This window comes from Agromyces sp. P2_B3, assembly GCF_056404815.1.
On sequence record NZ_JBFUDH010000001.1, the window covers coordinates 80612 to 104139 of the forward strand.

Genomic DNA, 23528 nt, shown 5'->3' on the forward strand with positions numbered 1-23528 from the left:
CTGCGCGGTCGTTGTCGCGCGGTGGGTGAGTGAGTGGTCAGTCACTTGGCAGGCCAAAGAATCGCCGACCGAGGCGGCCGGCGGCGGCGTCAGGGCACGAGGCCCGACGGTCTCACGAGTCGCCTCCTTCCGTGATCTCGGCGGGCGTGACGGCGCCGAACTCGGGGTGACGGATGCCGAGCGCGAGCGTGCGAGCCCAGGGCTCGGGTGCGTCGTCGAGGTCGAGCGTCACGACGAGGTGGCAGAGCTGCCCGAATGCGATGAAGCGCTGCACCGCGGCATCCGAGGCACCGGATCGCGTGGCGGCGAACTCGGTGACCCGGGCGTAGCCGCGGCGCAGGGCCGCGCCGATCTCGGGCACCTCGGCGGCCGACTGCGCGTGCACCTGCAGCATGAGGAGCGACCGATCGGCGATGAGCTCTGCGTAGGCGAGGCCCATTGCGTCGAGCACGCCCTCGGGAGTGTGGTCGGACGTCGCCTGTGCGCCGCGGCCCAGGGCGTCGACCACGTCGTCGAAGCAGGCGTCGAGCGCTCCGACGAAGAGCTGCTCCTTGCTCGGGAAGAGCTTGAAGACGTAGGCCGACGAGATGCCCGCCTCGCGCGCGACATCCGCGACGGTGGTGCCGCGGTAGCCCGTCCGCGCGAACGCGGCCACGGCTGCATTCGTGACGAGGGGGCGCCGTTCGTCGGCGGTGGAGAGCTTCGTTCGCATATGAGTGACTGTACACTCACTCATACGCGGTGCGCAAGGAGGTAGACCGACACGTGCGAGGTCGAGTCCGCCGTGAAGGGGGATCCCGCCCAGTCGGAGTGACGTGCCTCGAGCTCGAAGCCGGCGAGGCGTGCCATCAGGTCGAGCTCCGATGGCCAGATGTACCGGTGCGGACTGCGCTCGACGCGCGCCTCGCGGCCGTCTCCGAAGTGGAAGTGGTGCGAAACGACGCGCTGCTCGAGCACGTCGATGGTGTCGAGGCCGATGTAGCCCGGCTCGACCGCGAACACGGAGGCGCGCTGTCCCGGCGGCAGCACGCGCAGCTGCGGCACCCACAGCTCGATGACGAACCGGCCACCCGGCGACAGGTGGCGCGCCGCGTTCCGGAAGCACTCGACCTGCTCGTCCTGCGTCAACAGGTTCGAGATCGTGTTGAAGACGAGGTAGACGAGGGCGTGCTCGCCCGGGACGCGCGCCGTCGTCATGTCGCCCTGCATCACGGGTACGGTCTGCTCGTCGGCCTTCTCGCGGAGTCGCTCGATCATCGCCGTGGAGAGCTCGATGCCGGCCACGCGGATGCCGCGCTCGGCGAGTGGGATCGCCACGCGACCCGTGCCGACCGCGAACTCCACGACCGTGCCGCCCTCGGCCAGGGCCGCCAGGCGGTGGACCGCCGGATCGAGCACCTCAGGTGCGAACATTCCCACGCCGGGTGTGTCGTAGCGGCGCGCCGTGTCGGCATCCCAGATCTCGTCCTGGTCCATTCCGACATCATGCCAGCGGGCGGGAGCGGGCGGGAGCGGGCGGGAGCGGGCGGGAGCGGGCGCGGCGGGCAGCCCCGCCGGTCAGACCGGCCCATCGCCCGCCGCGCCGCATCCCTCTCCCCCAAGAGGAGCCGACTCCGAACCGCAAGGAAACGGAGTTGACTCTCCGAATGATAGCCCACCCAGGGCGTACAGTGAACTCGTGAACCCGACGGCGTCGCCGCGTCGCGACGCGCGACGCAACCACGAACGACTCCTCGCCGAGGCCCGGATCCTCTTCTCGGAGCGCGGCATCGACGCCCCGCTCGACGAGCTGGCCACGCGGGCCGGCGTCGGCGCGGGCACCGTCTACCGGCACTTCCCCAACCGCGATGCCCTCATCCGCGAGCTCTACGACACGGCCATCGGCGAGCTGCACGACTTCGCGCCCGAGATCCTCGGCGCCGAGACCGGATGGCGCTCGATCGAGCTCTGGCTCGAGCGGCTCGGCTCGTGGGTGGCCGAATCGCCGTACCTACCCGGTGTGATGCGGCGCGTCGCCGAACTCGACCCCGGCCATCAGCCCGGCGCGGAGTTCGCCGACGTGATCGACGGGATCGTCGCACGGGCCAAGGCGGAGGGCGCGCTGCGCCCCGACGTCACCGCAGTCGACATCAGCGTGCTCGTCGACATGCTCGGCTCGGTCGGACAGTACGGCGGCGCCTACCTGCCCTACTGGCGCCGGCAGCTCGCCGTGGTGCTCGACGGCCTGCGCGCGCGTCCCGACCTCACGCCGCTGCCGGGCGACGGCCAGGCGTTCGGCGAGTTCCACGACATGTCGCACGCGAAGGGTCCGCGCTCGGCGCCTCGCGAGTGACGCACGGCCCGACGCACTTCCTGCCTGCGCCGACCCGCCTCCTGCACGTCTTGGCGGATATATGATCCGCCACCCCGAGTGATCCGCGCGAACCGGGGCGCGCCCGATCGTATATCCGCTGATGCGTGCACTTCCGGCGCGCGGGTCGCGTGCGCGTGCGCGTGCGGATGCTGGTGCGGGGCCAGGGGGCCTCAGGCGCCGGATGCCGCGGCGGCCCGCACCTCGACGAGGTTGGCCCACGGGTCGTCGAAGGCGAGCACGCGACCGTCGTGGCGCACCGGGACGCCGTAGTGCGTCATCCGCTCGCCGAGCTCGCCGAGGTCGTCGCCGCCGGGGACGACGATCTCGACCTTCCCGAGCCCGAGCGCGAGGCCACGTCGGCCGGCGCCGGCACTGTTCCACGTGTTCATGGCCATGTGGTGGTGGTAGCCGCCGGCTGAGACGAACAGCGCCCCGGGCCATCCGTCGGCGGTGGTCTCGAAGCCCAGCCGGTGCACGTAGAACTCGCGAGCGCTCGGGATGTCTCCGACCGAGAGATGCACGTGCCCCACGACGGCGTCGCCGACGCCCAGGCCGGATGCCGCGGCATCCGCTGCCCCCTCGGTGAGGTGGTCGCGCAGATACGCGTTGGGGTCGAGGAAGATCGTGGCCATCTCGATCTGCCCGTGGGTCCAGCTCCACGTGGAGCGGTCGCGGTCGAAGTAGAGCTCGACGCCGTTGCCCTCGGGGTCGGTGAAGTAGAAGGCCTCGCTCACGAGGTGGTCGGCGCTGCCCGTGAAGGTGCCCGGGTACTTGGAGGCGACGGAGAAGATCGCGGTGGCGAGCGCCTCGCGGGTGTCGAAGAGGATCGCGGTGTGGAACAGGCCGGCCTCCCGCGGCGAAGCGTGCCGCAGCTCTGGCGCGTGCTGCAGGATCACCACCGGCGTGGTGCCCCGGCCGAGCACGGCGACGGGACCGTCATGGCTCAGGAGTTCGAGGGTCACGCCGTCGCGGTAGTAGCGGATCATGCCGTCGAGGTCGCCCACGCGCAGCGTCACGGCACCCATGCCGGTGTCGGCCGCGAGGAGTCCGGCGTTCGGCGCCGCGCCATTGGTTGTAGTCACAACTAATGATAACCCCGTGTTCGCGAGGCATATTCCGCCAGGTCACGGTGCGAGCCTTGTCGCCCCCTGCCTCACGCTCCTATCGTGGACGCATCGCCGCTCCCGGGGGCAGTCGACTGGGGAGCGCTCAACGAGGGGACGACTCATGGGAATGGACAACCTGGCGCTGTACGTGGCGACCTACGACACCGCCGACGCGGCCACCGAGGACTACAAGTCGCTGAAGGCGGCCGAATCCGACTCCGATCTCGAGGTCGTGTCGTCGGTCGTGATGCACCACGACGACGAAGGGCGGGTCAGCGTCGACGAGCACGGCACCGGACAGGTTGCGAAGGGCGCGTGGATCGGCGGCGCCGCGGGACTCGTGCTCGGCCTCTTCGCTCCTCCCCTGCTGGCGGCGACTGCCGTCGGCGCGGGCGTGGGCGCGATCGCCGGCAAGATCGCGAAGAAGCGCGACGAGAAGAAGGTCGGCCTCGAGCTCGAGGAGTACCTGCCGAAGGGCTCCTCCGCGATCATCGCCGTGATCGACGACCGCTACCTCGACCGCATCGACGCGGCCCTGGGCAAGGCCGTCAAGAAGGTGAACAAGGCCATCGACCGCGACGACTACGAGGAGCTCCAGAAGGCCATCAACGAGGGCGGCGACAAGATCGCCAAGGCCATCGCCTCCTAGCCCGACCGGATGTCGCGCCGGCGGCCTGGGTCGCCGGCGCGATCCGCTCGCACTCCACCAGCCAGACGCCGTCCACCCGGCGCAGGCCGAGCACCGTCTCGAAGCGCACGGTTCGCCGCCGTGACAGCGGTCCAGTCACGAGCGCATCGAGGCTGCGGCAGAACGCGAGGTCGCCGGCGACGCTCACGGTGAGGTCGAGCACGCGGTGGTCGATGGGATCCGGGAAGCGGCGGAACCAGGCGCGGATCCACGCGACCCGCCGTGCCTCGTCGGCGAACGGGCTCAGGGGCGGTGCCACGCCGAACGTCACCGCGTCGGGCGCGTAGCGCGACGCCAGGTACTCGGCGTCACGGGAACGGATCGCCGCAGCGCGCTTGCTCACGAGCCAGGCGACCTCGGCGGAGTCCACGGCCGATTCAGTGAGTTCCGGCGTCGTTCGCATGAGGCCTCCCCTGGCGCCCGGGTGGCGCCGTCACAGGGACGACGAACGGATGCCGCCGAGAACGACACTCCGTGCGATGCGCCGCGGCCGTCGCCGGCTCAGCCTCGGGCGGTGAGGCGCTCGAGCAGCTCGCGGTAGCGGCCCGCCGTCTGCTCCACGATCTCGCGCGGGAGCGTCGGCGGCGCCTCGAACGCGGCCTGGTCCCAGTTGACCGTCAGCCAGTCGCGCACGATCTGCTTGTCGAAGCTCGCCATGCGCTGCTCGGGCGTCGCGCCGGACTCGTACGCCGCCGCATCCCAGTACCGGCTCGAGTCGCTCGTGAGCACCTCGTCGGCCAGGGTCACGATGCCGGTGTCGCGATCGGCGCCGAACTCGAACTTCGTGTCGGCGAGGATCAGCCCCCGCGCCTCGGCGACGGCAGACGCGCGCTCGAAGATCTCGATCGACAGCTCGCGCAGCTGTGCCGCGACGGTCTCGCCGACGATCTCGGCCGTGCGCTCGTACGAGATGTTCTCGTCGTGCGAGCCCATGGGCGCCTTCCAGGCAGGGGTGAAGAGCGGCTCGGGCAGGCGGTCGCCGTTCGAGAGCCCCTCGGGCAGCGCGATGCCGCCGATCGCGCCCGTCGCCTGGTATTCCTTCCACCCGCCGCCGGTGATGAACCCGCGCACGACGCACTCGATGGGGAACATGTCGAGCGTGCGGCAGAGCGTCGCGCGGTCGGCCACCTCGTCGGGGATCGCCGGCACCTGCAGGCGGTCGTCCTCGGCATAGGCGAGGTGGTTCGGCACGTCGGGCAGCTGGTCGAACCACCAGCGCGTGAGCGAGGTGAGCATGGCGCCCTTGCCGGGGATCGCGGGTTCGAGCACCCGGTCGTAGGCGCTCACGCGGTCACTGGCCACGACCAGCACCACCCGCGAGGCGCGCAGCGGGTCGCCGGTCCAGGAGTCGTCGTCGTCCATCGCGGCCGTCGGTACGTAGAGGTCGCGCACCTTGCCCGAGTAGACATGCGTCCAGCCCGGCAGTTCCATCGCGTCGTCCATGCGTTCGGCTCCTTCACTGTGCGGCGCGCGAGGGGCGCGCCGCGGTCACTCCGCGACGCGCGCGGCGATGTCGGTGCGGTACTGGCCGCCCTCGAGGCGCAGGTGTCCGAGCGCCTCGTAGGCACGGCGTCGGGCATCGGCGAAGTCCGATCCGACGGCGACCACGTTGAGCACCCGGCCGCCCGTGGCGACGAGCGGCGCCGACCCCGTGTCGTCCGTTGCGCCGATCGCCGTGGCGGCGTGGGCCACGTGCACTCCCGCCACGGATGCCGCGGCGTCGAGTCCCTCGATCACGCGGCCGGTCTCGGGGGCCTCGGGATACCCCTCGCTCGCGAGCACGACCGTGACCGCGGCATCCGCCCGGAACTCGGGCCGGGGCAGCTCGCCGAGCCCGCCGGTGGCCGCCGCGAACAGCAGGCCCGACAGCGGCGTCGCGAGACGCGGCAGCACGACCTGCGTCTCGGGGTCGCCGAAGCGGGCGTTGAACTCGATGACGCGGATGCCCCGGGGCGTGAGGATGAGGCCCGCGTAGAGCAGCCCGATGAACGGGGTCTGCTCGACCGCGAGCTGCTTCACGGTGGGCAGCGCGATGGTCTCGATGACCTCGTCGACGAAGGCCTGCTCGCTGCCGAAGTCGTTCGCCAGCCACGGCAGCGGCGAGTAGGCGCCCATGCCGCCCGTGTTCGGTCCCTGGTCGCCGTCGCGCAGGCGCTTGTAGTCCTGCGCGGGGGAGAGCGGCAGCACGTTGGTGCCGTCGGCCAGGAAGAAGAGGGACACCTCCTGGCCGTCGAGGAACTCCTCGACGAGCACGGGGCCCTGCTGCAGGTAGTGGGTGGCGTGCGCGAGCGCGGCGTCGCGGTCGGTGGTGACGAGCACGCCCTTGCCGGCCGCGAGGCCGTCGGCCTTCACCACGTAGGGCTCGCCGAACTCGTCGAGCGTCGCCTGCACGTCGGCGAGCGTGTCGGCGAGGCGGGCGCGGCCGGTCGGGACGCCCGCCGACTCCATGATGCGCTTGGCGAACGTCTTCGAGCCCTCGAGTGCCGCGGCCGCCTTGCCCGGACCGAACACGGCGATGCCGCGGGTGCGCAGCGCGTCGGCGACGCCCGCGACGAGCGGGGCCTCGGGCCCGATCACGACGAGCTCGATGTCGTTGTCGATCGCGTAGTCGGCGACGATGACGGGGTCGGTCGGGTCGAGCGCGATGGTGGTCACGCTGCCCCGGCCCGACGAGGTGGCGGATGCCGCGATGCCGGCGTTGCCCGGAGCGGCGATGAGCTCGTGACCGGCCTCCTCGTCGAGGAGCGCGAGGATGATGGCGTGCTCGCGCGCGCCCGAGCCGAGGACGAGGATTCTCACCGGTTCAGGCTACCCGATGGGGCTCGGGCGCCTCGGGCCCGGGGCGCCCCGTGACGGCGCGACGGACGGGTTGCCTGACGGTGCCGTGCGGGAGGATGGGGGCATGGCACGAGCACGGATCGACGACGACCTCGGACGCGCGGCACTGACCACGATGCTGGCCATCGCCGAGGCGAACGGCATCGACCAGGCCGACGGGCCCGCGCTCGCGGCATCCGTCGACCGCTCGACCCTCGCGCTCGTCGTGCGCTACACCCTGCAGCTGCTGGCCGAGCAGGCGCCCGGCGGCACGGTCGAGGTGCGCGTGCCCCCCTATGCGGCGGTGCAGTGCGTCGAGGGTCCGAAGCACACCCGGGGCACGCCTCCGAACGTGATCGAGACGGATGCCGGCACCTGGATCGCGCTCGCCAGGGGCACGCTCTCGTGGGCCGACGCCAAGGCGTCGGGGCGGGTGCACGCCTCGGGGCAGCGGGCCGACCTGACGGGTCATCTCCCGGTGCTTCCGGCGTAGCGGCACCAAGGGCGCCGCCGAGCGCAGGCCGGCGGGCGGGCCGAGCGGCATCCGCCGGATGGGACAATGGAGGGGTGAGCGACCCTCAGAACCTTCCGCAGCCGTACGAGCCCGAGCGTGACCCCGAGACCGGGGCCGCACCCGAGGCCGACGCTGCACCCGCCCGGCGCGTGGAGCACATGGAGATCGACGAGCCCACCGAGACCGAGGTCACCGATGACGTCGTGACCGTGCGGCGCGCCCCCCGGTATGGACGGTTCATCACGCTCGGCGCGCTCCTCGGTGCCGTGGTCGCGCTCATCCTCACGTTCGCCTTCTCGGGCCAGCCGGTCGACGGGGTGGCGTCCCCCGGCTTCGACAAGGGCCAGGTGTTCGGCTTCCTGCTGCTGGGCTGCGCGGCGATCGGCGCGATGCTGGGCGCCCTGGTCGCCCTCGTGATCGACCGTGCCTCCGCCAGGAAGGCGAAGTCGGTGACGGCGCTGCACGAGTCGACCTACCGCGCGGACGACTAGTCGCACGTTCGGGACTGGCGCGCGTCCTGTGCCGGGCATATAGTAAGCGTACTTAGTAGATCGGGGCGCGTGATGTGGACGACGACGTATGAGGCCTCGACCTCGGCCGATGCCGGGGCCGTCTGGGCGGCATTGGCCGCCTTGCATTCCGGCACGAGGCTGGGCCCCGGCTCCGACGACTTCGAGCTGCACGGTCCGCTCGCCGTCGGAACGCGGCTGACCGTGACGCCCCAGGGGCAGGACGCGATGGAGTCGGTGATCACCGAACTCGAGCCCGAGCGCGTCTACGCCGACCAGACGGTGTTCGGCGGACTCGTGCTGACGTTCCGTCATCGGCTCGCTCCGGCGCCCGGCGGAGGCACGGCGGTCTCGCACACCCTCGAGATCACCGGCGACGACGCGGACGCGGCCGGGCCGGAGCTCGGACCGCAGATCAGCGGCGACTTCCCCGACGCGATGGCCGAGCTCCTCGCCGCCGCCGAGCAGCGGGCCGCGTGACGCACGAGCTGCAGACGGAGTTCCCGGATGCGTCCGACAGCCCCGGGCTGGCGCTCTGGCGGGTCACCCACAGTTGGCAGCGGGCGATCCGCGACGCCCTCGAGCCGTTCGAGCTCACCCATATGCAATTCGTGCTGCTCGCTTCGCTGACGTGGATCGACCGTTCCTCTCCAGTGACGCAGCGCGAGCTCGCCGACCACGTCGGCATCGACATCATGATGACGTCGCAGGTGCTGCGTGCGCTCGAGGGCAAGGGGCTGGTCGAGCGTGCACGGCATCCCTCCGACGGACGCGCCTTCGCGCTCGAGCCCAGGGCGACGGGGATCGCGCTGGCCAACCGGGCGAACGCCGCCGTCGAGCGCGCCGACCGGGCCTACTTCGCGCCGCTCGGCGCCTCGGTCGCTGGCTTCACGAGACAGCTGAACGCCCTCGACCGCCCCACGCCCGGCCGCACGAGACCGGTCGCTAGCGCCGGAGGCTGAGCACGGCGTCGGCGAACTCGCGCGGCGCCTCCTGCGGCAGGTCGTGGCCGATGCCGGGAAGCTCGCGGAACGCGTGGGCGCCCGTGAACTGCTCGCGGTCGCTCTCGCCGCCGGGCCCGCCGACGCCGTCGGCTCCGCTCTCGAGCACGACGGTCGGCACCGTGATGGGCGGCTCGGCGGAGGCCGCCGCCTCGAGGTCGGCGTAGCGCGGATCGCCCTCGGTGAGCCCGTACCGGTGCCGGTAGGAGTGGATCACGACATCGACGAAGTCGGGGTTGTCGAGACTGGGCGCGCTCGCGGCGAACGCCGCCGACGCGCCGGCCCACTGGGGCGACCACGTCGTCCACAGCAGCTCGCAGAGTTCGCGCCGGTACCGTTCGAGCCCGCGACGCCCGCGCTCGGAATGGAAGTAGTACTGGTACCAGTACGTGCGCTCCCACTCGGGCAGGGCCGGCTCCTGGCCGAAGCCGGCGCCGAACACGTTGTAGCCGCCGACCGTGACGAGGCCGCCGACACGGTCGGGGTGCACTGCCGCGATGATGCACGACGCGCGGCCGCCCCAGTCGTAGCCGCCGACGATCGGCCGGTCGACGCCGAGCGCGTCGATCAGGTCGAGGAGGTCCTGGGCGAGGGCCGCCTGCTCGCCCGAACGCATCGTCGCGGCATCCGTGAACCGCGTCGGGCCGTAGCCGCGCAGGTAGGGCGCGATCACGCGCATGCCGGATGCCGCGAGCAGGCCGGCGACCTCGTCGTAGGCGCGCACGTCGTAGGGGAACCCGTGCGAGAGCACCGCGACCGGCCCGTCGGGCGGACCCGCCTCCTCGTAGGCGATCTCGAGCACCGGGGTGCGCACGCTGCCGCGGCGAGTGAATCCCATGCGGCCAGTGTGGCGCAGGCCACCGACGTCATGCCCGGCTCGGCCGCGCCGCGCCGCGACGCGATGGCCGATGACACGCCGCCCGCGGCATCCGCTCAGCTGAGCTGGGTCTTCTCCACCCACTCGAGGTACTCCTCGGTGACCGTGCCGGTGACGTACTCGCCGGTGAAGCACGAGAGGTCGAGCTGGTCGATCGAGGTGCCCTGGGTGATCGCGGCCTGCAGGTCGGCGACCTCCTGGTAGATCATGTGGTCGGCGTTCAGCTCGCGGGCGATCTCGGGGATCTTGCGCCCGTGCGCGACGAGCTCCTGGCGGCTCGGCATGTTGATGCCGTACACGTGCGGGTAGCGCACCGGGGGAGCGGCCGACGTGAACGTGACCTTGTTGGCGCCGGCCGCGCGGGCCATCTCGACGATCTCCTTCGAGGTCGTGCCGCGCACGATCGAGTCGTCGACGATGAGGATGTTCTTGCCCTTGAACTCGGTGCCCATGGCGTTGAGCTTCTGGCGCACCGAGCGGCGGCGCTGCGCCTGCCCGGGCATGATGAACGTGCGGCCCACGTAGCGGTTCTTGTAGAACCCCTCGCGGTACTCGATGCCGAGCTTCTGGGCGACCTGCATCGCCGCGGGTCGCGACGAGTCGGGGATCGGCATGACGACGTCGATGTCGCCCTTGTCCATGTGGGTCTCGATGGTGGTCGCGAGCCGGTCGCCCATGCGCAGGCGCGCCTCGTACACCGAGATGCCGTTCATGACGGAGTCGGGGCGGGCGAGGTAGACGTACTCGAACGAGCACGGCACGAGCCGGGGGTTCTTCGCGCACTGGCGCGAGATCATCCGCCCGTCGAGGGTGATGAAGATCGCCTCGCCGGGGAGCACGTCGCGCACGATCTCGTAGTCGCCGTTCTCGAGCACGAGCGATTCGGAGGCCACGATCCACTCGTCCTTGCCGGCCTCGGTCACGCGCTTGCCGAGGATGAGCGGGCGGATGCCGTAGGGGTCGCGGAACGCGAGCAGGCCGTAGCCCGCGATGAGCGAGATGACCGCGTAGGAGCCCTCGACGCGCTCGTGCACCTGCTCGACGGCGGCGAACACCTGGTCGGGGTCGAGGTCGAGCCCGGTGATCTGCCCCTGCAGCTCGGTCGCGAGCACGTTGAGCAGCATCTCGGTGTCGCTCGTGGAGTTCACGTGGCGGCGGTCGATGTTGAACAGGTCGCTCGAGAGCTCACGCGTGTTCGTGAGGTTGCCGTTGTGCACGAGGATGATGCCGTACGGCGCGTTCACGTAGAACGGCTGCGCCTCCTCCTCGCGCTCTGCCGCGCCCTTCGTGGTGTAGCGAACGTGGCCGAGGCCCATGTTGCCGAGCAGCGAGCGCATGTCGCGCGTGCGGAAGGCCTCACGCACCTGGCCGCGCTGCTTCGTCATGTGGAAGACCGGTCCGTCCGCGGTCGCGATGCCGGTGGAGTCCTGCCCCCGGTGCTGCAGCAGCAGGAGGCTGTCGTAGATCTGCTGGTTGACGGGCTCGGTGGAGACGATGCCGACGATGCCGCACATGCGAGCTAGGGCTCCTCGTGGGGGTGGGTTGAGCGTCCGAGCAGGACGATCCATCCTCCCACACGCGCGCGTGTGAGCCGCCTGAACGGCACCTCCTGCTCAGCTGAGCGGATGCCGCTACCGGGCGTGACGCTCGACGAAGGCCCGCAGCATCCGGCTCGGATGCGACACCTCCGCACGACGCACCGCGGCGAGCGTCGGCTCGAGCTCGTCCGCCGCGAAGTACCCGTGGTTCGCATAGGCGTGGATGCGCACGGTGATCGCCTCGACGTCGAGCTCGGGGTGGAACTGCGTCGCGTACACGTTCGTCCCCACCCGGAACATCTGCACCGGGCAGGTCGGCGACGACCCGAGCAGGGTCGCCGAGGCCGGCAGCGAGCGGATCGCCTCCTTGTGCCCCACGAACGCGTTGAACGTCGCCGGCATCCCGGCGAGGATCGGGTCGGATGCCCCGGCGTCGGTCAGCGTGACCGGCACGACGCTGATCGGCTCGGCGTAGGTGCGGTCGATCGGCGCGCCCTGGTGCACGCCGAGGGTGCCGACGCCGTAGCAGGCGCCGAGGAACGGGAAGTCCCGGGCCACGACCTCGTCGAGGAGCGCGTCGAACTCGGCCTCGACCCGTCGCTGCACCGTCGACTTCCGCTCGGCAGGATCGGACGCGTTGAACGGGCCGCCGCCGACGAAGATGCCCGAGAGCCCGTCCAGGTCGAGGTCGGGCATTGGCCCCGCCTCGAGCCGCACCCGGATCAGGTCGCGCTCGTCGAGGCCCGAGTGGCGGAGGAACAGCGCGTACTCCTCGTCGGCGGGCTGGTCCTCGGCGCGCGTCGCGAGGAGGACGAAGGGCTTCACACGCCCACGATATTCCCGAGGCCCGCGGCGCGGGGCCTCAGTACTCCGACGGCTTGGGCAGCACGGCCATCGTGCAGCGCGAGACGCACACCAGCTTGCCAGCGGCATCCGTGATCCTGATGTCCCATACCTGGGTCGTGCGGCCGCGCGTGATCGGCGTGGCCTCGCCGTAGACCCAGCCCTCGGCGACCGGGCGAACGTGGTTCGCATTGATCTCCATGCCGACGCAGTAGCTCGTGGCCGGGTCGACCGTGAACGTGGAGCCCCAGCTCGCGAGGGTCTCGGCGAAGGCGACGGATGCCCCGCCGTGCAGTACCCCGCCAGGCTGGCGCGTGCGGCCGTCGACCGGCATCCGGCCCTTGAGCGAACCGTCGGTGAGTTCGGTCATCTCGATGCCGAGCTCGTTCAGGAGGGTGCCGTCGCGACGCGAGTTCGCCCAGTCGAGGGACGGCTCGCCGAACCAGATGCTCATGCGATCGAGTCTGGCATGCGCGCCGGCCACACGTCCGCGCCGGCCATGCCGCGCGCCCCGTGCACCGGCGCCGTCAGGCCAGCTCGGCGATGATCGGATGGATGGCGTCGTCGAACGCCGAGGCATCCGATCGCAGCGAGTCGGTGACCGCGACGGTCATCGCACCGATCCACCAGACGCCCGGCTGCGTGAACGGCACCACCTCGACGTTGAGCTCGAAGGAGTGCGCCCGGCGCCCCACTTCGCGCTCGTGCTCGGCGATCGTGCCGGCGTAGGCGCGGTAGGAGTCGCCGCGGCGTGCGGCCGAGGCGGTGCGGTAGCCCTGATGCGCCCACTCGGCCCAGGCCCGCGCGGCCTCGGCGTGCGGCACGATCGCCGCGGCCAGGATCTCCGCTTCGGAGACGGGCAGCGCCACCTCGGTGTCGTACGCCTCGACGAGTTCGAGCGGCACCGCCGACGGATGCGCCTCGGGCTCGACCGTCATCGCCCACCAGGCCCGCCACTGCCGCTCGAGCAGGTCGTGCTGGTCGATCTCGAGCCGGTCACCGATGGCGCCGACGTCGCGGAGCCTCGGCAACTCCACCGGCGACGCGATCGCGAGCACTTCGCGCAGGTAGAGGGCGAGGAGGACCGAGCGACTCGCGTTCTCGCGAATCACCCACGACGGAGTTCCGCCCGCGTGCATGCGTCCATTTTAGGGTGCGCTGCCCGCCGCGGCACGGATCGGCGCGCGGGCCGCGGGTACGCTTGACAGGTGACCTCGAACTCGTCCTACGCCGCCGCCGGAGTCGACACCCGGGCGGGCGATCTCGCCGTCGAGCTCATGAAGGAGGCCGTCGCCGCGACGCACGGCTCCAACGTGCTCGGCGGGGTCGGCGGTTTCGCCGGTCTCTTCGACCTCTCGTTCGCGAAGGACTACGCCCGGCCGCTCCTCGCGACCTCGACCGACGGCGTCGGCACGAAGATCGCGATCGCGCAGGCGCTCGACCGTCACGACACCATCGGGCAGGACCTCGTGGGCATGGTCGTCGACGACATCGTCGTGGTCGGGGCGAAGCCGCTCTTCATGACCGACTACATCGCCTGCGGCAAGGTCGTGCCCGAGCGCATCGCCGCGATCGTCACGGGCATCGCGAAGGCCTGCGCCGAGACGGGCACCGCGCTCGTCGGCGGCGAGACCGCCGAGCACCCCGGGCTCATGGGCGCCGACGACTACGACGTGGCCGGCGCCGCGGTCGGCGTGGTCGAGGCCGACCGGCTGCTCGGCGCCGAGCGGGTGCGCGACGGCGACGCGGTGATCGCGATCGCCTCGAGCGGCCTGCACTCCAACGGCTTCTCCCTCGTCCGGCACATCCTCGCGAACGCGGGGCTGTCGTACACGGATGCCGCCGCAGAGCTCGGCACCACGTGGGGCGAGGCGCTCCTCGAGCCGACGCGGCTCTACGCCGGGCCGCTCGTGCGCCTCCTCGAGCACGACCGGCTCGCGGCATCCGTGCACTCGCTGTCGCACGTGACGGGCGGCGGCATCGCGGCGAACCTCGCCCGCGTGCTGCCCCGCGGCTCGTGGGTGGAGCTCGACCGGTCGACCTGGTCGCCCGCCCCCGTCTTCCGGGTGCTCAACGACCTCGCGGGCACGACGCTCGAGTCCACCGAGGGCACCTGGAACCTCGGCATCGGCTTCTTCGCCGTGGTCGCCGCGGAGGACGCGGCCGCCGTGATCGACGAGCTCGACGCGCTCGGCCTGCCCTCGTGGCAGGCGGGCACCGTGGCCATCGGCGATCGCGACCTCGACGGATTCGAGCAGGGCGCGAAGGGCGTCGACGGCGGCGCCGTTCGCCTCGTGGGCGGCTACCGGGACTGAGCCGATGCACGCGGGCGTCTCGATCGGGATCATCGGCACGACGAGTGCCGAGGTGGTCCGCGAGCTGGCCCCGCGCGTCGAGCGGCTCGGCTTCTCGGCGCTCTGGATCAACGACGTGCCCGGCGGCGACTCCCTCGACGGGCTCCGCGCTGCTGCATCCGTGACCGACACGCTCCGCCTCGCGACCGGTGTCATCCCCCTCGACCGTCGGCCCGCCGACACGCTCGACCTGCGTGAACTCCCCGCGGCGCGTACGACCCTGGGGATCGGCTCGGGTCGGGCCGAGCATCCGGTTCGCCTGGTCAGCGAGGGCGTCCAGACGTTGCGTGCGTCGACGACCGCGTCGATCGTCGTGGGTGCGCTCGGCCCGCGGATGCGCCGGCTGGCCGCCGAACAGGCCGACGGCGTGCTGCTCAACTGGCTCACGCCGGACGCGGCGCGGGCGGCGGCCGAGGAAGCCCGCGCTACGGCGAGCGCCGCCGAGGCGCTCCGCCCGCGGGTCGTGCTCTACGTGCGCACGATCGCCGAGCAGCAGGCGCGGCCCGCGCTCGAGCAAGAGATCACCCGCTACGAGTCGGTGCCGTCGTACGCCGCGAACTTCGAACGCCTCGGCATCGCCGCGGCCGACGCGACGGTGACGGATGCCGCGGGGCTCGCCGCGTTCGACGTCGTCGACGAGCTCGTGCTGCGGGCGATCACGCCGACCAACTCGCTCGCCGAGCTCGAACGGTTCGTCGAGGAGACCGCGCGCTGGCGCACGCTCGCTTAGGCGGTCTCGGACCCGTCGTCAGCGCCGAGCGTTGAACGTCAGTCGCGACTAGGCGCGCTGTTGCTCGTCTCCAGTGACGTAGGTGTCGTCGTCGTCGGCAGCGTACTCCGACCACTTCGACGCCTCTTCGTTGTATTCGTCATGCTGCGAACCCGTGAGTTCGCGCTCAAGCGCCGTGTAGTCGGTGTTCGGACTGAAGTACTTCAGCTCCCGAGCGACCTTGGTGTGCTTGGCTTTCTGACGGCCGCGCCCCATGCGTGACCCCCTTACGACATCTGGCCGGGTGGGATGGTCTTCACCCGGCGCGCTCTGATAGAAGAAATTCGTCCGGCTGCCAGTTTAGCACCGCGAATCGGGGCCGGTCGGAGCCTTCCACAGCGAGTATGCAACCGCCCTGCCCGCCGCACCGTCGTTGTGCGCGAGCCCAGCAAGTCGTGCTGAGATTGTCGGGTGATGACGAGCCCTGAACGCGTGAAGGTCGTGGTGATCGGAGCCGGTCAGGCCGGGCTCTCCGTCGCCTACTACCTGCGCCGGTTCGAGCTCGTCGCCGACGACGATTTCGTCATGCTCGACCGCGCCCCCGGACCGGGCGGCGCGTGGCAGCACCGCTGGTCGTCGCTCCGCCTCGGCACCGCGCACCGCGTCAACGACCTGCCCGGAATGGCCGAGCTCGGCGTCAGCTTCGACACCGCCGACCGCACGCTTCCGGCGAAGGAGGTCGTCGCCGACTACTACGGGCGGTTCGAGCAGCACTTCGACCTGCGGGTGCGTCGCCCCATGAACGTGCGCACCGTCGCGAACGAGGGCGTCGACCTGCTCGTGCAGTACGAGGGCCTCACCCCGCAGCCCGTCGAGGAGGCCAAGGCCAAGGGCCTCTTCGGCCGCCGGCGCAAGACGTTCGAGGAGCCTCCTGCCCCGTCGGCTCCGCAGCACCAGCTCGCGACGCAGTTCCTCGTGAACGCCACGGGCACCTGGGGCTCTCCCTTCGTGCCCTACTACCCCGGCATGGCCGACTTCGCGGGCCGGCACCTGCACACCTCCGACTACGTCGACGCGGCGGACTTCCGCGGCCAGCACGTCGTGGTCGTCGGGGGCGGCACGTCGGCGATCGGCTTCATGCTCGAGCTCGAGGAGGTCGCCGCCGGGCTCACCTGGGTCTCCCGACGCCCGATCGACTGGCTCGATCGCCAGGAACTCGACCTCGAGGGCGCCTCGGCCGCGGTCGCCCTGCAGGACGAGGCCGCCAGGTCGGGCCGCGCGCTTCCCTCGGTCGTCAGCGGCACGGGCGTGCCGAGGAGCCGCAGGATCGCGGCGGGGATCGAGCGGGGCCTGCTCGTCGCGCGGCCCATGTTCGATCGGATCGAACCCGATCGCGTGGTCTGGGACGGCGACGACGGCGGCATGGCGCGCGCCGACGCGATCATCTGGGCCACGGGCTTCCGGCCCGACCTGCGGCACCTGTCGCCGCTCAAGCTGCGCGAGAAGGCCGGCGGCATCACGGTGGGCCAGGGCGCCTCGTGGAACGACCCGCGCATCTTCCTCGCCGGGTACGGCCCGCAGGCCTCCACCATCGGCGCCAACCGGGCGGGCCGCATGATCGCCCGCCAGATCATGGCGATGCTCTAGCGAGCGGATGCCGCGGCGCTCAGTCCGACGAGCTCCCGCCGTCGCGCGCCCGCTGTCCGAACGTCCCGGCGGTGACCGTCGCATACGACGCCGCCACCACCCGCTCCAGCACGTCGAGGTCGATCTTCGCGAGGTCCTTCACGTAGAGGCATCCGACGCCCGTGGTGTGCGGGCCGAGGCGCCCGAGCGCGTCGGAGTGGGCCGCGACGCCGTCGGGCAGGTAGATCGTCGTCGACGGCCTGCGCGGGGCGAAGGCCGCGGCGGCCGCATCGCCCTGCCGCCCGCTCTCGTAGTGGTAGTGGTACGTGCCGAAGCCGATGATGCCCCGATACGCGATGCGGGGCGGCTCGCCGGTGACGCGTGACATGAGCTCGACGAGCGTCTCGGCGTCCCGCCGGCGCACCGCCGGCTCGATCGAGTCGATCAACCCCCGCACGTCGTCGTCGACCACCATGGGCGGCAGCCTAGCGACCGCGCTTGGATCCCGTCGTGGTCGGATGCGGCGCTTCGGCGATCGGCCGGCGCGGCAGCGGGCGTACCGGCTCGCCGCGGCGGTCCTGACCGGGCAGCGGGCGCGAACGGCGGCCGTAGATGAGGTCGGAGGAGTCGAGCAGCCACGGCACGAGCGCCACGGTGACGCCGTGCACCAGCAGCAGCTTCTGCCGGATGCGCCGGGCCTTGTGGTTGTGCAGGATGTTCTCCCACCAGTGGCCCACGATGAACTGCGGCATGTACACGGTCACGACCTCGGAGCCGTGCTCGGCCCTCCGGTTCTTGATGTACTGGATCAGCGGATGGCTGAGGTCGCGGTACGGCGACGACAGGATGCGCAGCTTCACGTGGATGTTCTGCTTCACCCAGTCCTTCTTCAGGCGCTTCGTCGACTCGTCGTCGATCGACACGTGCACGGCCTCGAGGGAGTCGTGGCGCGCCGCGATCGCGTAGTCGAGCGCCTTCAGGGTGGGCTTCTGCATGCGGCCGACGAGCACGATCGCGTGGTCGCCCGTCGCGCCGAACGTCGTGGTCGGGTCGACCTCGATCTCCTTCTCGACGTCGCGGTAGTACCGGTTCACGCCCATCATGAGGAAGAAGAGGATGGGCATCATCACGAACACGATCCACGCGCCGTGGGTGAACTTCGTGATGGTCACGACGATGAGCACGACTGCGGTCATGCCCGCGCCGATGGCGTTGATCACGAGGGCGCGCATCACGGCGCCCTGGGAGAGCGGCTTCGCATCGGCATCCGCCGCCGCCGCCGTTCGCTGCTGCTTCGCCTTCGACGACGGGTGCCGCCGCAGCGAGAGCTCGCGCAGCCAGTGCCGCACCATGCCGGTCTGCCCGAGCGTGAACGACACGAACACGCCGATGATGTAGAGCTGGATCAGCACCGTCAGGTTCGCCTGGAACACCACGAGGATGAACGAGGCCGCGAGCGCGAGGATCACGACGCCGTTCGAGTAGATGAGACGGTCGCCGCGGGTGGAGAGCGACTTGGGCGCGTAGCCGTCCTGCGCGAGCACCGAGCCGAGCAGCGGGAACCCGTTGAACGCCGTGTTGGCCGCGAGGAGCAGCACGAGCGCGGTCGTCGCCTGGATCAGGTAGAAGAAGACGGAGTTGTCGCCGAAGGTGGCGCCCGCGACCTGCGCGATGAGGCTCTTCTGCGGCTCGGTGGCGCACTCCGTCCAGCCGATCAGGTTGCACGGATTCTCGGCGTAGTGCACGTTCGAGATGAGCGCGAGCGCCGTGAGCCCGGCGAAGAGCACGATCGCGATGCCGCCCATGAGCACGAGGGTGCGCTGCGCGTTGCGGACCTTGGGGCGGCGGAACGCGGGCACGCCGTTCGAGATGGCCTCCACGCCCGTCAGGGCGGAGCATCCGCTCGCGAAGGAGCGCAGCAGCAGGAGGATGATGCCCGCCTGCGTCAGCGACTCGGGGTCGACGCCGTAGATCGACGACTCGGCCACGGGCGGATCGCCGAGCAGCGTGCGGGTGAGGCCGACCACGACCATGACGAACACGCTGCCGATGAAGAGGTAGGTGGGCACGGCGAACGCCTTCGACGACTCGCTGACGCCGCGGAGGTTCACGGCGGCGAGCAGGATGACGAAGAGCACGGCCAGCTCGACCCGGAACCCGTTGAGCTCGGGGATCGCGGAGATGATGTTGTCGACGCCCGACGCGACGGACACGACGACGGTCATCACGTAGTCGACGAGCAGGGCGGATGCCACGACCAGGCCGGCCTTCTCGCCGAGGTTGCGGTGCGCCACCTCGTAGTCGCCGCCGCCCGAGGGGTATGCCCGGATGAGCTGCCGGTACGACGCCACGACCGTGACGAGGAGCACCACCACCGCGACGGCCACCCACGGCGCGAAGCTCAGGAAGGCGAGGCCGCCCACCATGAGGATCATGAGCAGCTCCTGCGGGGCGTACGCCACGGAGGACAGCGGGTCGCTCGCGAAGATCGGGAGCGCCAGGTGCTTCGGGAGCAGCTGCCCCTCGAGTTTCTCGGTCGGGAGGGGGTCGCCGATGATCCAGTTCTTCGGCGACTTCAGTTCTGCCGGCGGCTCGCCGACTTCATTCGTCACGGCGGACGACACTACACCCGACCGGTCGAGAGTCAAGTCAGCCGGCTCGAGAGTCAGGTCAGGACGAGGACGTACATGCCCGCCGCTGCGGCGAGCCCGAGCGCGAGGGTGACCACGACGTTGAGGATGGCGGCCCGCCAGCGGCCGCCGTCGATGAGCTCGACCGTCTCGACCGTCCACGTGCTGAACGTCGTGAGCCCGCCGCAGAACCCCGTGACCAGCACGAGGCGCAGGTCGCCGTCGAGGGCCGCGCGCTCCGCGAGTCCGATCAGCGCACCGGCGACGCCCGAGCCGACCACGTTCACGATGAGGATGCCGCCGGGCAGGTGTCCGGGCCGCACCGGCAGCGCCCGCGACAGCGCGTAGCGCAGCACGGCGCCCACGGCGCCCGCCACGAGCACGGAGACCACGACGAGCGGCGCGAGCGCGGCGGTCACAGGGTCTCCCCGGCATCGGTGATCTCGGTCGGCATGGGGCGGTGGGCGATGAGCGAGCCGATGCGGAGGCCGGCCGCGGCGAGGCCGAGCCCGCCGATCACCGAGGCCAGCAGGTAGGCGACCGCGACCCCGGCGTCGCCGCCGGCGGTGAGCAGGAGGAGCGAGGCCATCACCGCCGACAGCGTGGTGAACGACCCGAGCACGCCCGATCCCAGGCCCGCCTTGAGCCAGAACGGCGTGGCCGGTCGGGTCCACACCCCGCCGACCAGCCAGCCGAGCGCGAACGCTCCGACGAGGTTGACGACGAGGGTCTCGATGGGGAACTCGCCGTCGGCGTGCGGGAACGCGAGGTCGCAGGCGAGGCGCAGGCCCGTGCCGACGAGGCCGCCGAGGGCGACGGCGAGGTAGGCGAGCACCCCTCGAGGCTACGCCGTGGCGGGGGCAGGCTCGAAGACCCAGTCGTTCGTGTGCAGCACGCGGCCCGGCGTGACCTCGAAGTCCTTCTCACCGAGCAGCGTGAAGCCCGCCTTGCGGCACACCGCGTTGGAGGCGGGATTGTCGACGCGCGGAAAGGCGTGCACCGGCAGCGTGTCGCCATGAGCGCGCGCGACCTCGAGCATGGCGATCACCGCCGCGGGGGCGATGCCCTGCCCGCGGTACTCGGCCTCGACCGACCAGCCGGCCTCGAGCACCGGCTCGCCGTCTTCGTCGCGATGCCAGTAGCCCACGATGCCGACGCCCTCGGGGTGGCCGGGGATCATGATGCGGAACTGGAAGCCCGCGCCCTCGCGCCACAGCCGTAGGTATCGCTCGTGACGCTCGATGACCTGCTCGTCGGTCTCGACGCCGCCCATCTGGTCCATGAGCTCGGGGGTGTTCGCCCGGCGCAGCAGGTCGAGGTCGTCGTCGGACCAGGGCTGCAGTGCGACATCCGTCATGCCCCCAGACAACCACCGACCCCCGACACCCGCCGGATGACGGGTGCCGGGGGTCTCAGGCGGGGGTCAGTGGTCGGTGAGGGTCGCCAGCACGTCGGCGCGCACCTCGGCGAGGCGGGCGCGCAGGAGCGTCACGGCCTCGGACGACACGCGGCCGCCGTGCGCCCGGGTGCGCAGGTCGGTGCGCAGCTGCTGGCGGAACTCGTTGAGCACCAGGTCGGCCTCGTGCACGGCGCGGTTCGAGTCGGCGTGCGGGGCCGACGAGCCCGTGCCGCCCGTGCCGCCGGTCGCACCGCCCGCTCCCGTGCCGCTGCCGGCCGGCGCGCTCGACGCGGCACGCTTCGCCTCACGGGCGGCGCTGGCCAGCTCGGCCCGCAGCGTGCGCATCGCGTCGTTCACCTCGGCGCGCACGCCGTCGGCGAGACGGCGCACCGAGTCGGTGAGGTCGTCCTCGATGGCGTCGAGGTCGTGGCGGCGTGCCTCGAGCTCGGCTCGACCGGCATCCGTGATCTCGTAGACGGTCTTGCGGCCGTCCGTCGACTTCGTGACGAGGCCCTCCTCCTCGAGCTTGGAGAGGCGGGGATAGATGGTGCCGGCGCTCGGGCTGTAGGTGCCGCCGAAGCGATCCGACAGTGCCTGGATCAGCTCGTAGCCGTGCCGGGGCCGCTCGTCGAGCAGGGCGAGCAGGTAGAGGCGCAGGTTGCCGTGGGCGAAGACGGGGGGAGTCATGCCGAGGCCCCGGCGTCGCCCGCGCCGGTGCCGGCTGCGGCATCCGCCGTGCCCGCCTTCGCCGACGCCTCGCGGCGCATGATCGAGATGTTGCCCGACACGCTGTTCGCGCCGAGCTCGAGCCAGCGGCCGGCGAGCTCGCCGACGGTGCGCTCGAAGCCCTTGCCGAGCATCCCCTTGATGGTGGAGTCGTCGAGCAGCACCGTGCCGCCGACCGTGTTGACGCGGTAGCGAGCGCCGGTGCCGGGCTCGAAGCGCACGGTGAGGTCGCCCGAGACCGTGTTGGTGTCGATGCGGTGCGGCGTGCCCTCGGCGTCGACGATCATGTTGCCCGACACGGTGTCGGCGTTGAACGACACGATGTCGCCCGTCGCGACGATGTCGCCCGAGACCGAGTGCGCCGTGATGCGGCCCGTGTGGTTGCCGGCCGAGACCTCGCCCGAGACGCTGGACAGCTCGACGTCGCCCTCGTGGTTGTCGATCACCAGGTCGCCCGACACGGTGTTGAACCTCGCGTCGGTCGCGAAGCCCGAGATCAGCGCGTCACCCGACACGACGCCGAGCTTGATGGCGACGTGGCGCGGGGCGAGGATCGACACCTCCGCCTTGGCGCTGCCGACGAAACCCTTGAAGGCGTCGATGAAGTTGTCCCAGCGCAGCTGCGGGTGGTCGATCTCGAGCGAGTCGCCGTCGATCTGCACGAGCAGGTCCTTGCCGGTGACGCTCGAGATCTCGATGCGTGCGCCGGGCTCGTCGTGCGCGATGATGTCGACCTTGCCGCCGATGAGGCTCACCTTGAGCTTGCGCACGAGTTCCAGGTCGATGACCCGGGAGTCTCCGGGGGCGATGACCCACTTCTCGATGGCCATGGTGCTTCTCCCTCTGCGCCGAATCGGGATGCCGCGGCATCCGTCTCGTGCGCGTTCTCTATCGCGATATATCGCGTCTTGTCCTGCAACACGATATATCGCGTTTCCGCCGACTGCAAGTGCGGCGGATGCCGCGTGCTTGACCTTGACGCTGCGTCAACCTCTAGCGTGGAATCCATCGACGGAAGACGAGAAGGAAGGGAGGATCGCGATGGACTGGTCCATCCAGGAGATCGCGAAGCTGGCCGGCACCACGAGCCGCACGCTTCGCCACTACGACGACATCGGGCTGCTGCCGCCGAGCCGCATCGGCGGCAACGGCTACCGCTACTACGACGACGGGGCGCTCGTGCGACTGCAGCGCATCATGCTGCTGCGCGAGCTCGGCCTCGGCCTCCCCGCCATCGGCGAGGTGCTCGACCGAGAGGAGAGCGCCCCGCACGCCCTGCGCAGCCATCTCGAGTGGCTGCAGCAGGAGCAGGACCGGCTGACGCGGCAGATCGCGTCGGTCGAACGCACCATCGGAGCATTGGAAGGAGGTGAACGACTCATGGCAGAGCAGATGTTCGACGGCTTCGACCACACCCAGTACAAGGAGGAGGTCGAGGAGCGCTGGGGCAAGGACGCGTACGCGAGGAGCGACGCGTGGTGGCGCTCAATGAGCGCCGACGAGAAGGCGGTGTGGCAGCAGCGCGTGGCCCAACTCGCCAGCGACTGGATCTCGGCCCACGAGCGGGGCATCGACCCCGCTGGTGACGAGGCGCAGGCGCTCGCACAGCGCCAGTTCGACTGGCTGCGCGGCATCCCGGGCACGCCCGGCGGCGGCGCAGCCGGACCCACGAAGGAGTACTTCGTCGGGCTCGGCGAGATGTACGTGGCCGACGAGCGCTTCGGCGCGAACTACGGCGGCCAGGCCGGCGCCGAGTTCGTGCGGGACGCGATGACCGTCTACGCCGACCGCAACCTGTAGCGGGCGGGCGTCATCGCCCCCGAGGTGTCCCGCCTCGG

General features: G+C 71.1%; 29 protein-coding genes. 10 read left to right on the forward strand and 19 right to left on the reverse strand.

The features are described from left to right. Positions 1–112: 112 nt before the first annotated feature. The gene (locus tag AC1DZA_RS00365) at positions 113–712 is read right to left on the reverse strand and encodes a TetR/AcrR family transcriptional regulator (RefSeq protein ID WP_476771246.1); all 600 of its coding nucleotides are present in this window, start codon (positions 710–712) and stop codon (positions 113–115) included. A gap of 20 nt (positions 713–732) precedes the next feature. Beyond that, complete coding sequence (locus tag AC1DZA_RS00370; RefSeq protein ID WP_476771247.1) at positions 733–1476, reverse strand: class I SAM-dependent methyltransferase; 744 nt, start codon at positions 1474–1476, stop codon at positions 733–735. Positions 1477–1678: 202 nt separating this feature from the next. Here AC1DZA_RS00370 and AC1DZA_RS00375 point away from each other — a divergent pair, with 202 nt between their 5' ends. After that, a complete protein-coding gene (locus tag AC1DZA_RS00375) occupies positions 1679–2332 on the forward strand; it encodes a TetR/AcrR family transcriptional regulator (RefSeq protein WP_476771248.1) in 654 nt (217 codons plus the stop codon). A 191-nt stretch (positions 2333–2523) separates the two neighbouring features. On the opposite strand, the gene AC1DZA_RS00380 is transcribed toward AC1DZA_RS00375, so the two are convergent. Continuing rightward, positions 2524–3378 carry a VOC family protein gene (locus AC1DZA_RS00380; RefSeq protein WP_476771625.1) on the reverse strand — a complete coding sequence of 285 codons (855 nt, stop codon included), beginning with the start codon at positions 3376–3378 and terminating at the stop codon, positions 2524–2526. Positions 3379–3580: 202 nt separating this feature from the next. Between AC1DZA_RS00380 and AC1DZA_RS00385 the strand changes: the two genes are divergently transcribed. Next, a complete protein-coding gene (locus AC1DZA_RS00385) occupies positions 3581–4108 on the forward strand; it encodes a DUF1269 domain-containing protein (protein WP_476771249.1) in 528 nt (175 codons plus the stop codon). Here AC1DZA_RS00385 and AC1DZA_RS00390 read toward each other — a convergent pair. The 3 genes from AC1DZA_RS00390 to purD all read right to left on the reverse strand — a co-directional run bounded on the left by AC1DZA_RS00390 (position 4065) and on the right by purD (position 6946). Beyond that, positions 4065–4550 (reverse strand): YybH family protein, encoded by a 486-nt coding sequence (locus AC1DZA_RS00390; protein WP_476771250.1) that lies wholly within the window; start codon positions 4548–4550, stop codon positions 4065–4067. The two genes, AC1DZA_RS00385 and AC1DZA_RS00390, sit on opposite strands and share 44 nt — an antisense overlap. A gap of 98 nt (positions 4551–4648) precedes the next feature. Then, positions 4649–5590: a phosphoribosylaminoimidazolesuccinocarboxamide synthase gene (locus AC1DZA_RS00395; protein ID WP_476771251.1), complete on the reverse strand. Its 942-nt coding sequence runs from the start codon at positions 5588–5590 to the stop codon at positions 4649–4651. 45 nt (positions 5591–5635) lie between these two features. Beyond that, positions 5636–6946, reverse strand: a complete 1311-nt coding sequence (purD, locus tag AC1DZA_RS00400; protein ID WP_476761335.1) for a phosphoribosylamine--glycine ligase — start codon at positions 6944–6946, stop codon at positions 5636–5638. Positions 6947–7049: 103 nt separating this feature from the next. Here purD and AC1DZA_RS00405 point away from each other — a divergent pair, with 103 nt between their 5' ends. The 4 genes from AC1DZA_RS00405 to AC1DZA_RS00420 all read left to right on the forward strand — a co-directional run bounded on the left by AC1DZA_RS00405 (position 7050) and on the right by AC1DZA_RS00420 (position 8949). Beyond that, positions 7050–7457 carry a sterol carrier family protein gene (locus tag AC1DZA_RS00405; RefSeq protein ID WP_476761336.1) on the forward strand — a complete coding sequence of 136 codons (408 nt, stop codon included), beginning with the start codon at positions 7050–7052 and terminating at the stop codon, positions 7455–7457. Between the two features lie 74 nt (positions 7458–7531). Continuing rightward, positions 7532–7969, forward strand: coding sequence for a LapA family protein (locus AC1DZA_RS00410; RefSeq protein WP_476761337.1), 438 nt, complete (start codon positions 7532–7534; stop codon positions 7967–7969). A 72-nt stretch (positions 7970–8041) separates the two neighbouring features. Continuing rightward, positions 8042–8467 (forward strand): SRPBCC family protein, encoded by a 426-nt coding sequence (locus AC1DZA_RS00415; protein WP_476761338.1) that lies wholly within the window; start codon positions 8042–8044, stop codon positions 8465–8467. Beyond that, complete coding sequence (locus AC1DZA_RS00420) at positions 8464–8949, forward strand: MarR family winged helix-turn-helix transcriptional regulator (protein WP_476771252.1); 486 nt, start codon at positions 8464–8466, stop codon at positions 8947–8949. The genes AC1DZA_RS00415 and AC1DZA_RS00420 overlap by 4 nt, the downstream gene beginning before the upstream one ends. On the opposite strand, the gene AC1DZA_RS00425 is transcribed toward AC1DZA_RS00420, so the two are convergent. From AC1DZA_RS00425 to AC1DZA_RS00445, 5 genes are all read right to left on the reverse strand, one after another. After that, positions 8933–9826 carry an alpha/beta fold hydrolase gene (locus AC1DZA_RS00425; protein ID WP_476771253.1) on the reverse strand — a complete coding sequence of 298 codons (894 nt, stop codon included), beginning with the start codon at positions 9824–9826 and terminating at the stop codon, positions 8933–8935. The genes AC1DZA_RS00420 and AC1DZA_RS00425 overlap by 17 nt on opposite strands. A gap of 95 nt (positions 9827–9921) precedes the next feature. Further along, positions 9922–11379, reverse strand: a complete 1458-nt coding sequence (purF, locus tag AC1DZA_RS00430; protein ID WP_159601879.1) for an amidophosphoribosyltransferase — start codon at positions 11377–11379, stop codon at positions 9922–9924. A 117-nt stretch (positions 11380–11496) separates the two neighbouring features. Further along, complete coding sequence (locus AC1DZA_RS00435; RefSeq protein ID WP_476771254.1) at positions 11497–12228, reverse strand: glutamine amidotransferase; 732 nt, start codon at positions 12226–12228, stop codon at positions 11497–11499. 37 nt (positions 12229–12265) lie between these two features. Then, on the reverse strand, positions 12266–12700 hold the full coding sequence (locus AC1DZA_RS00440; RefSeq protein WP_476771255.1) for a hotdog fold thioesterase: 435 nt from the start codon (positions 12698–12700) through the stop codon (positions 12266–12268). A 73-nt stretch (positions 12701–12773) separates the two neighbouring features. Continuing rightward, positions 12774–13385 carry a zinc-binding alcohol dehydrogenase gene (locus AC1DZA_RS00445; RefSeq protein WP_476771256.1) on the reverse strand — a complete coding sequence of 204 codons (612 nt, stop codon included), beginning with the start codon at positions 13383–13385 and terminating at the stop codon, positions 12774–12776. Between the two features lie 69 nt (positions 13386–13454). Between AC1DZA_RS00445 and purM the strand changes: the two genes are divergently transcribed. Next, complete coding sequence (purM, locus tag AC1DZA_RS00450; RefSeq protein WP_476771257.1) at positions 13455–14561, forward strand: phosphoribosylformylglycinamidine cyclo-ligase; 1107 nt, start codon at positions 13455–13457, stop codon at positions 14559–14561. Positions 14562–14565: 4 nt separating this feature from the next. Further along, positions 14566–15330 (forward strand): LLM class flavin-dependent oxidoreductase, encoded by a 765-nt coding sequence (locus tag AC1DZA_RS00455; protein ID WP_476771258.1) that lies wholly within the window; start codon positions 14566–14568, stop codon positions 15328–15330. A 48-nt stretch (positions 15331–15378) separates the two neighbouring features. On the opposite strand, the gene AC1DZA_RS00460 is transcribed toward AC1DZA_RS00455, so the two are convergent. After that, the gene (locus tag AC1DZA_RS00460; protein ID WP_159601863.1) at positions 15379–15585 is read right to left on the reverse strand and encodes a DUF3073 domain-containing protein; all 207 of its coding nucleotides are present in this window, start codon (positions 15583–15585) and stop codon (positions 15379–15381) included. A gap of 198 nt (positions 15586–15783) precedes the next feature. Between AC1DZA_RS00460 and AC1DZA_RS00465 the strand changes: the two genes are divergently transcribed. Beyond that, on the forward strand, positions 15784–16956 hold the full coding sequence (locus tag AC1DZA_RS00465) for an NAD(P)-binding domain-containing protein (protein WP_476771259.1): 1173 nt from the start codon (positions 15784–15786) through the stop codon (positions 16954–16956). A gap of 19 nt (positions 16957–16975) precedes the next feature. On the opposite strand, the gene AC1DZA_RS00470 is transcribed toward AC1DZA_RS00465, so the two are convergent. The 7 genes from AC1DZA_RS00470 to AC1DZA_RS00500 all read right to left on the reverse strand — a co-directional run bounded on the left by AC1DZA_RS00470 (position 16976) and on the right by AC1DZA_RS00500 (position 22520). Continuing rightward, entirely contained in the window at positions 16976–17410 is a 435-nt protein-coding gene (locus AC1DZA_RS00470) for a DUF1801 domain-containing protein (RefSeq protein WP_476771260.1), read from the reverse strand. A gap of 10 nt (positions 17411–17420) precedes the next feature. After that, positions 17421–19547 carry an APC family permease gene (locus AC1DZA_RS00475; protein ID WP_476771261.1) on the reverse strand — a complete coding sequence of 709 codons (2127 nt, stop codon included), beginning with the start codon at positions 19545–19547 and terminating at the stop codon, positions 17421–17423. 53 nt (positions 19548–19600) lie between these two features. Then, positions 19601–19984: a fluoride efflux transporter CrcB gene (gene crcB / locus AC1DZA_RS00480; protein WP_476761829.1), complete on the reverse strand. Its 384-nt coding sequence runs from the start codon at positions 19982–19984 to the stop codon at positions 19601–19603. Continuing rightward, positions 19981–20400 (reverse strand): fluoride efflux transporter FluC, encoded by a 420-nt coding sequence (locus AC1DZA_RS00485; protein ID WP_476771262.1) that lies wholly within the window; start codon positions 20398–20400, stop codon positions 19981–19983. The genes crcB and AC1DZA_RS00485 overlap by 4 nt, the downstream gene beginning before the upstream one ends. A 9-nt stretch (positions 20401–20409) precedes the next feature. Further along, entirely contained in the window at positions 20410–20922 is a 513-nt protein-coding gene (locus AC1DZA_RS00490; RefSeq protein WP_476771263.1) for a GNAT family N-acetyltransferase, read from the reverse strand. Between the two features lie 66 nt (positions 20923–20988). After that, positions 20989–21651, reverse strand: coding sequence for a PadR family transcriptional regulator (locus AC1DZA_RS00495; protein WP_476761831.1), 663 nt, complete (start codon positions 21649–21651; stop codon positions 20989–20991). Beyond that, entirely contained in the window at positions 21648–22520 is an 873-nt protein-coding gene (locus AC1DZA_RS00500; RefSeq protein ID WP_476761832.1) for a DUF4097 family beta strand repeat-containing protein, read from the reverse strand. The genes AC1DZA_RS00495 and AC1DZA_RS00500 overlap by 4 nt, the downstream gene beginning before the upstream one ends. A 211-nt stretch (positions 22521–22731) precedes the next feature. Here AC1DZA_RS00500 and AC1DZA_RS00505 point away from each other — a divergent pair, with 211 nt between their 5' ends. Beyond that, positions 22732–23490, forward strand: a complete 759-nt coding sequence (locus AC1DZA_RS00505; RefSeq protein WP_476771264.1) for a MerR family transcriptional regulator — start codon at positions 22732–22734, stop codon at positions 23488–23490. The last annotated feature ends 38 nt before the right edge of the window (positions 23491–23528 follow it).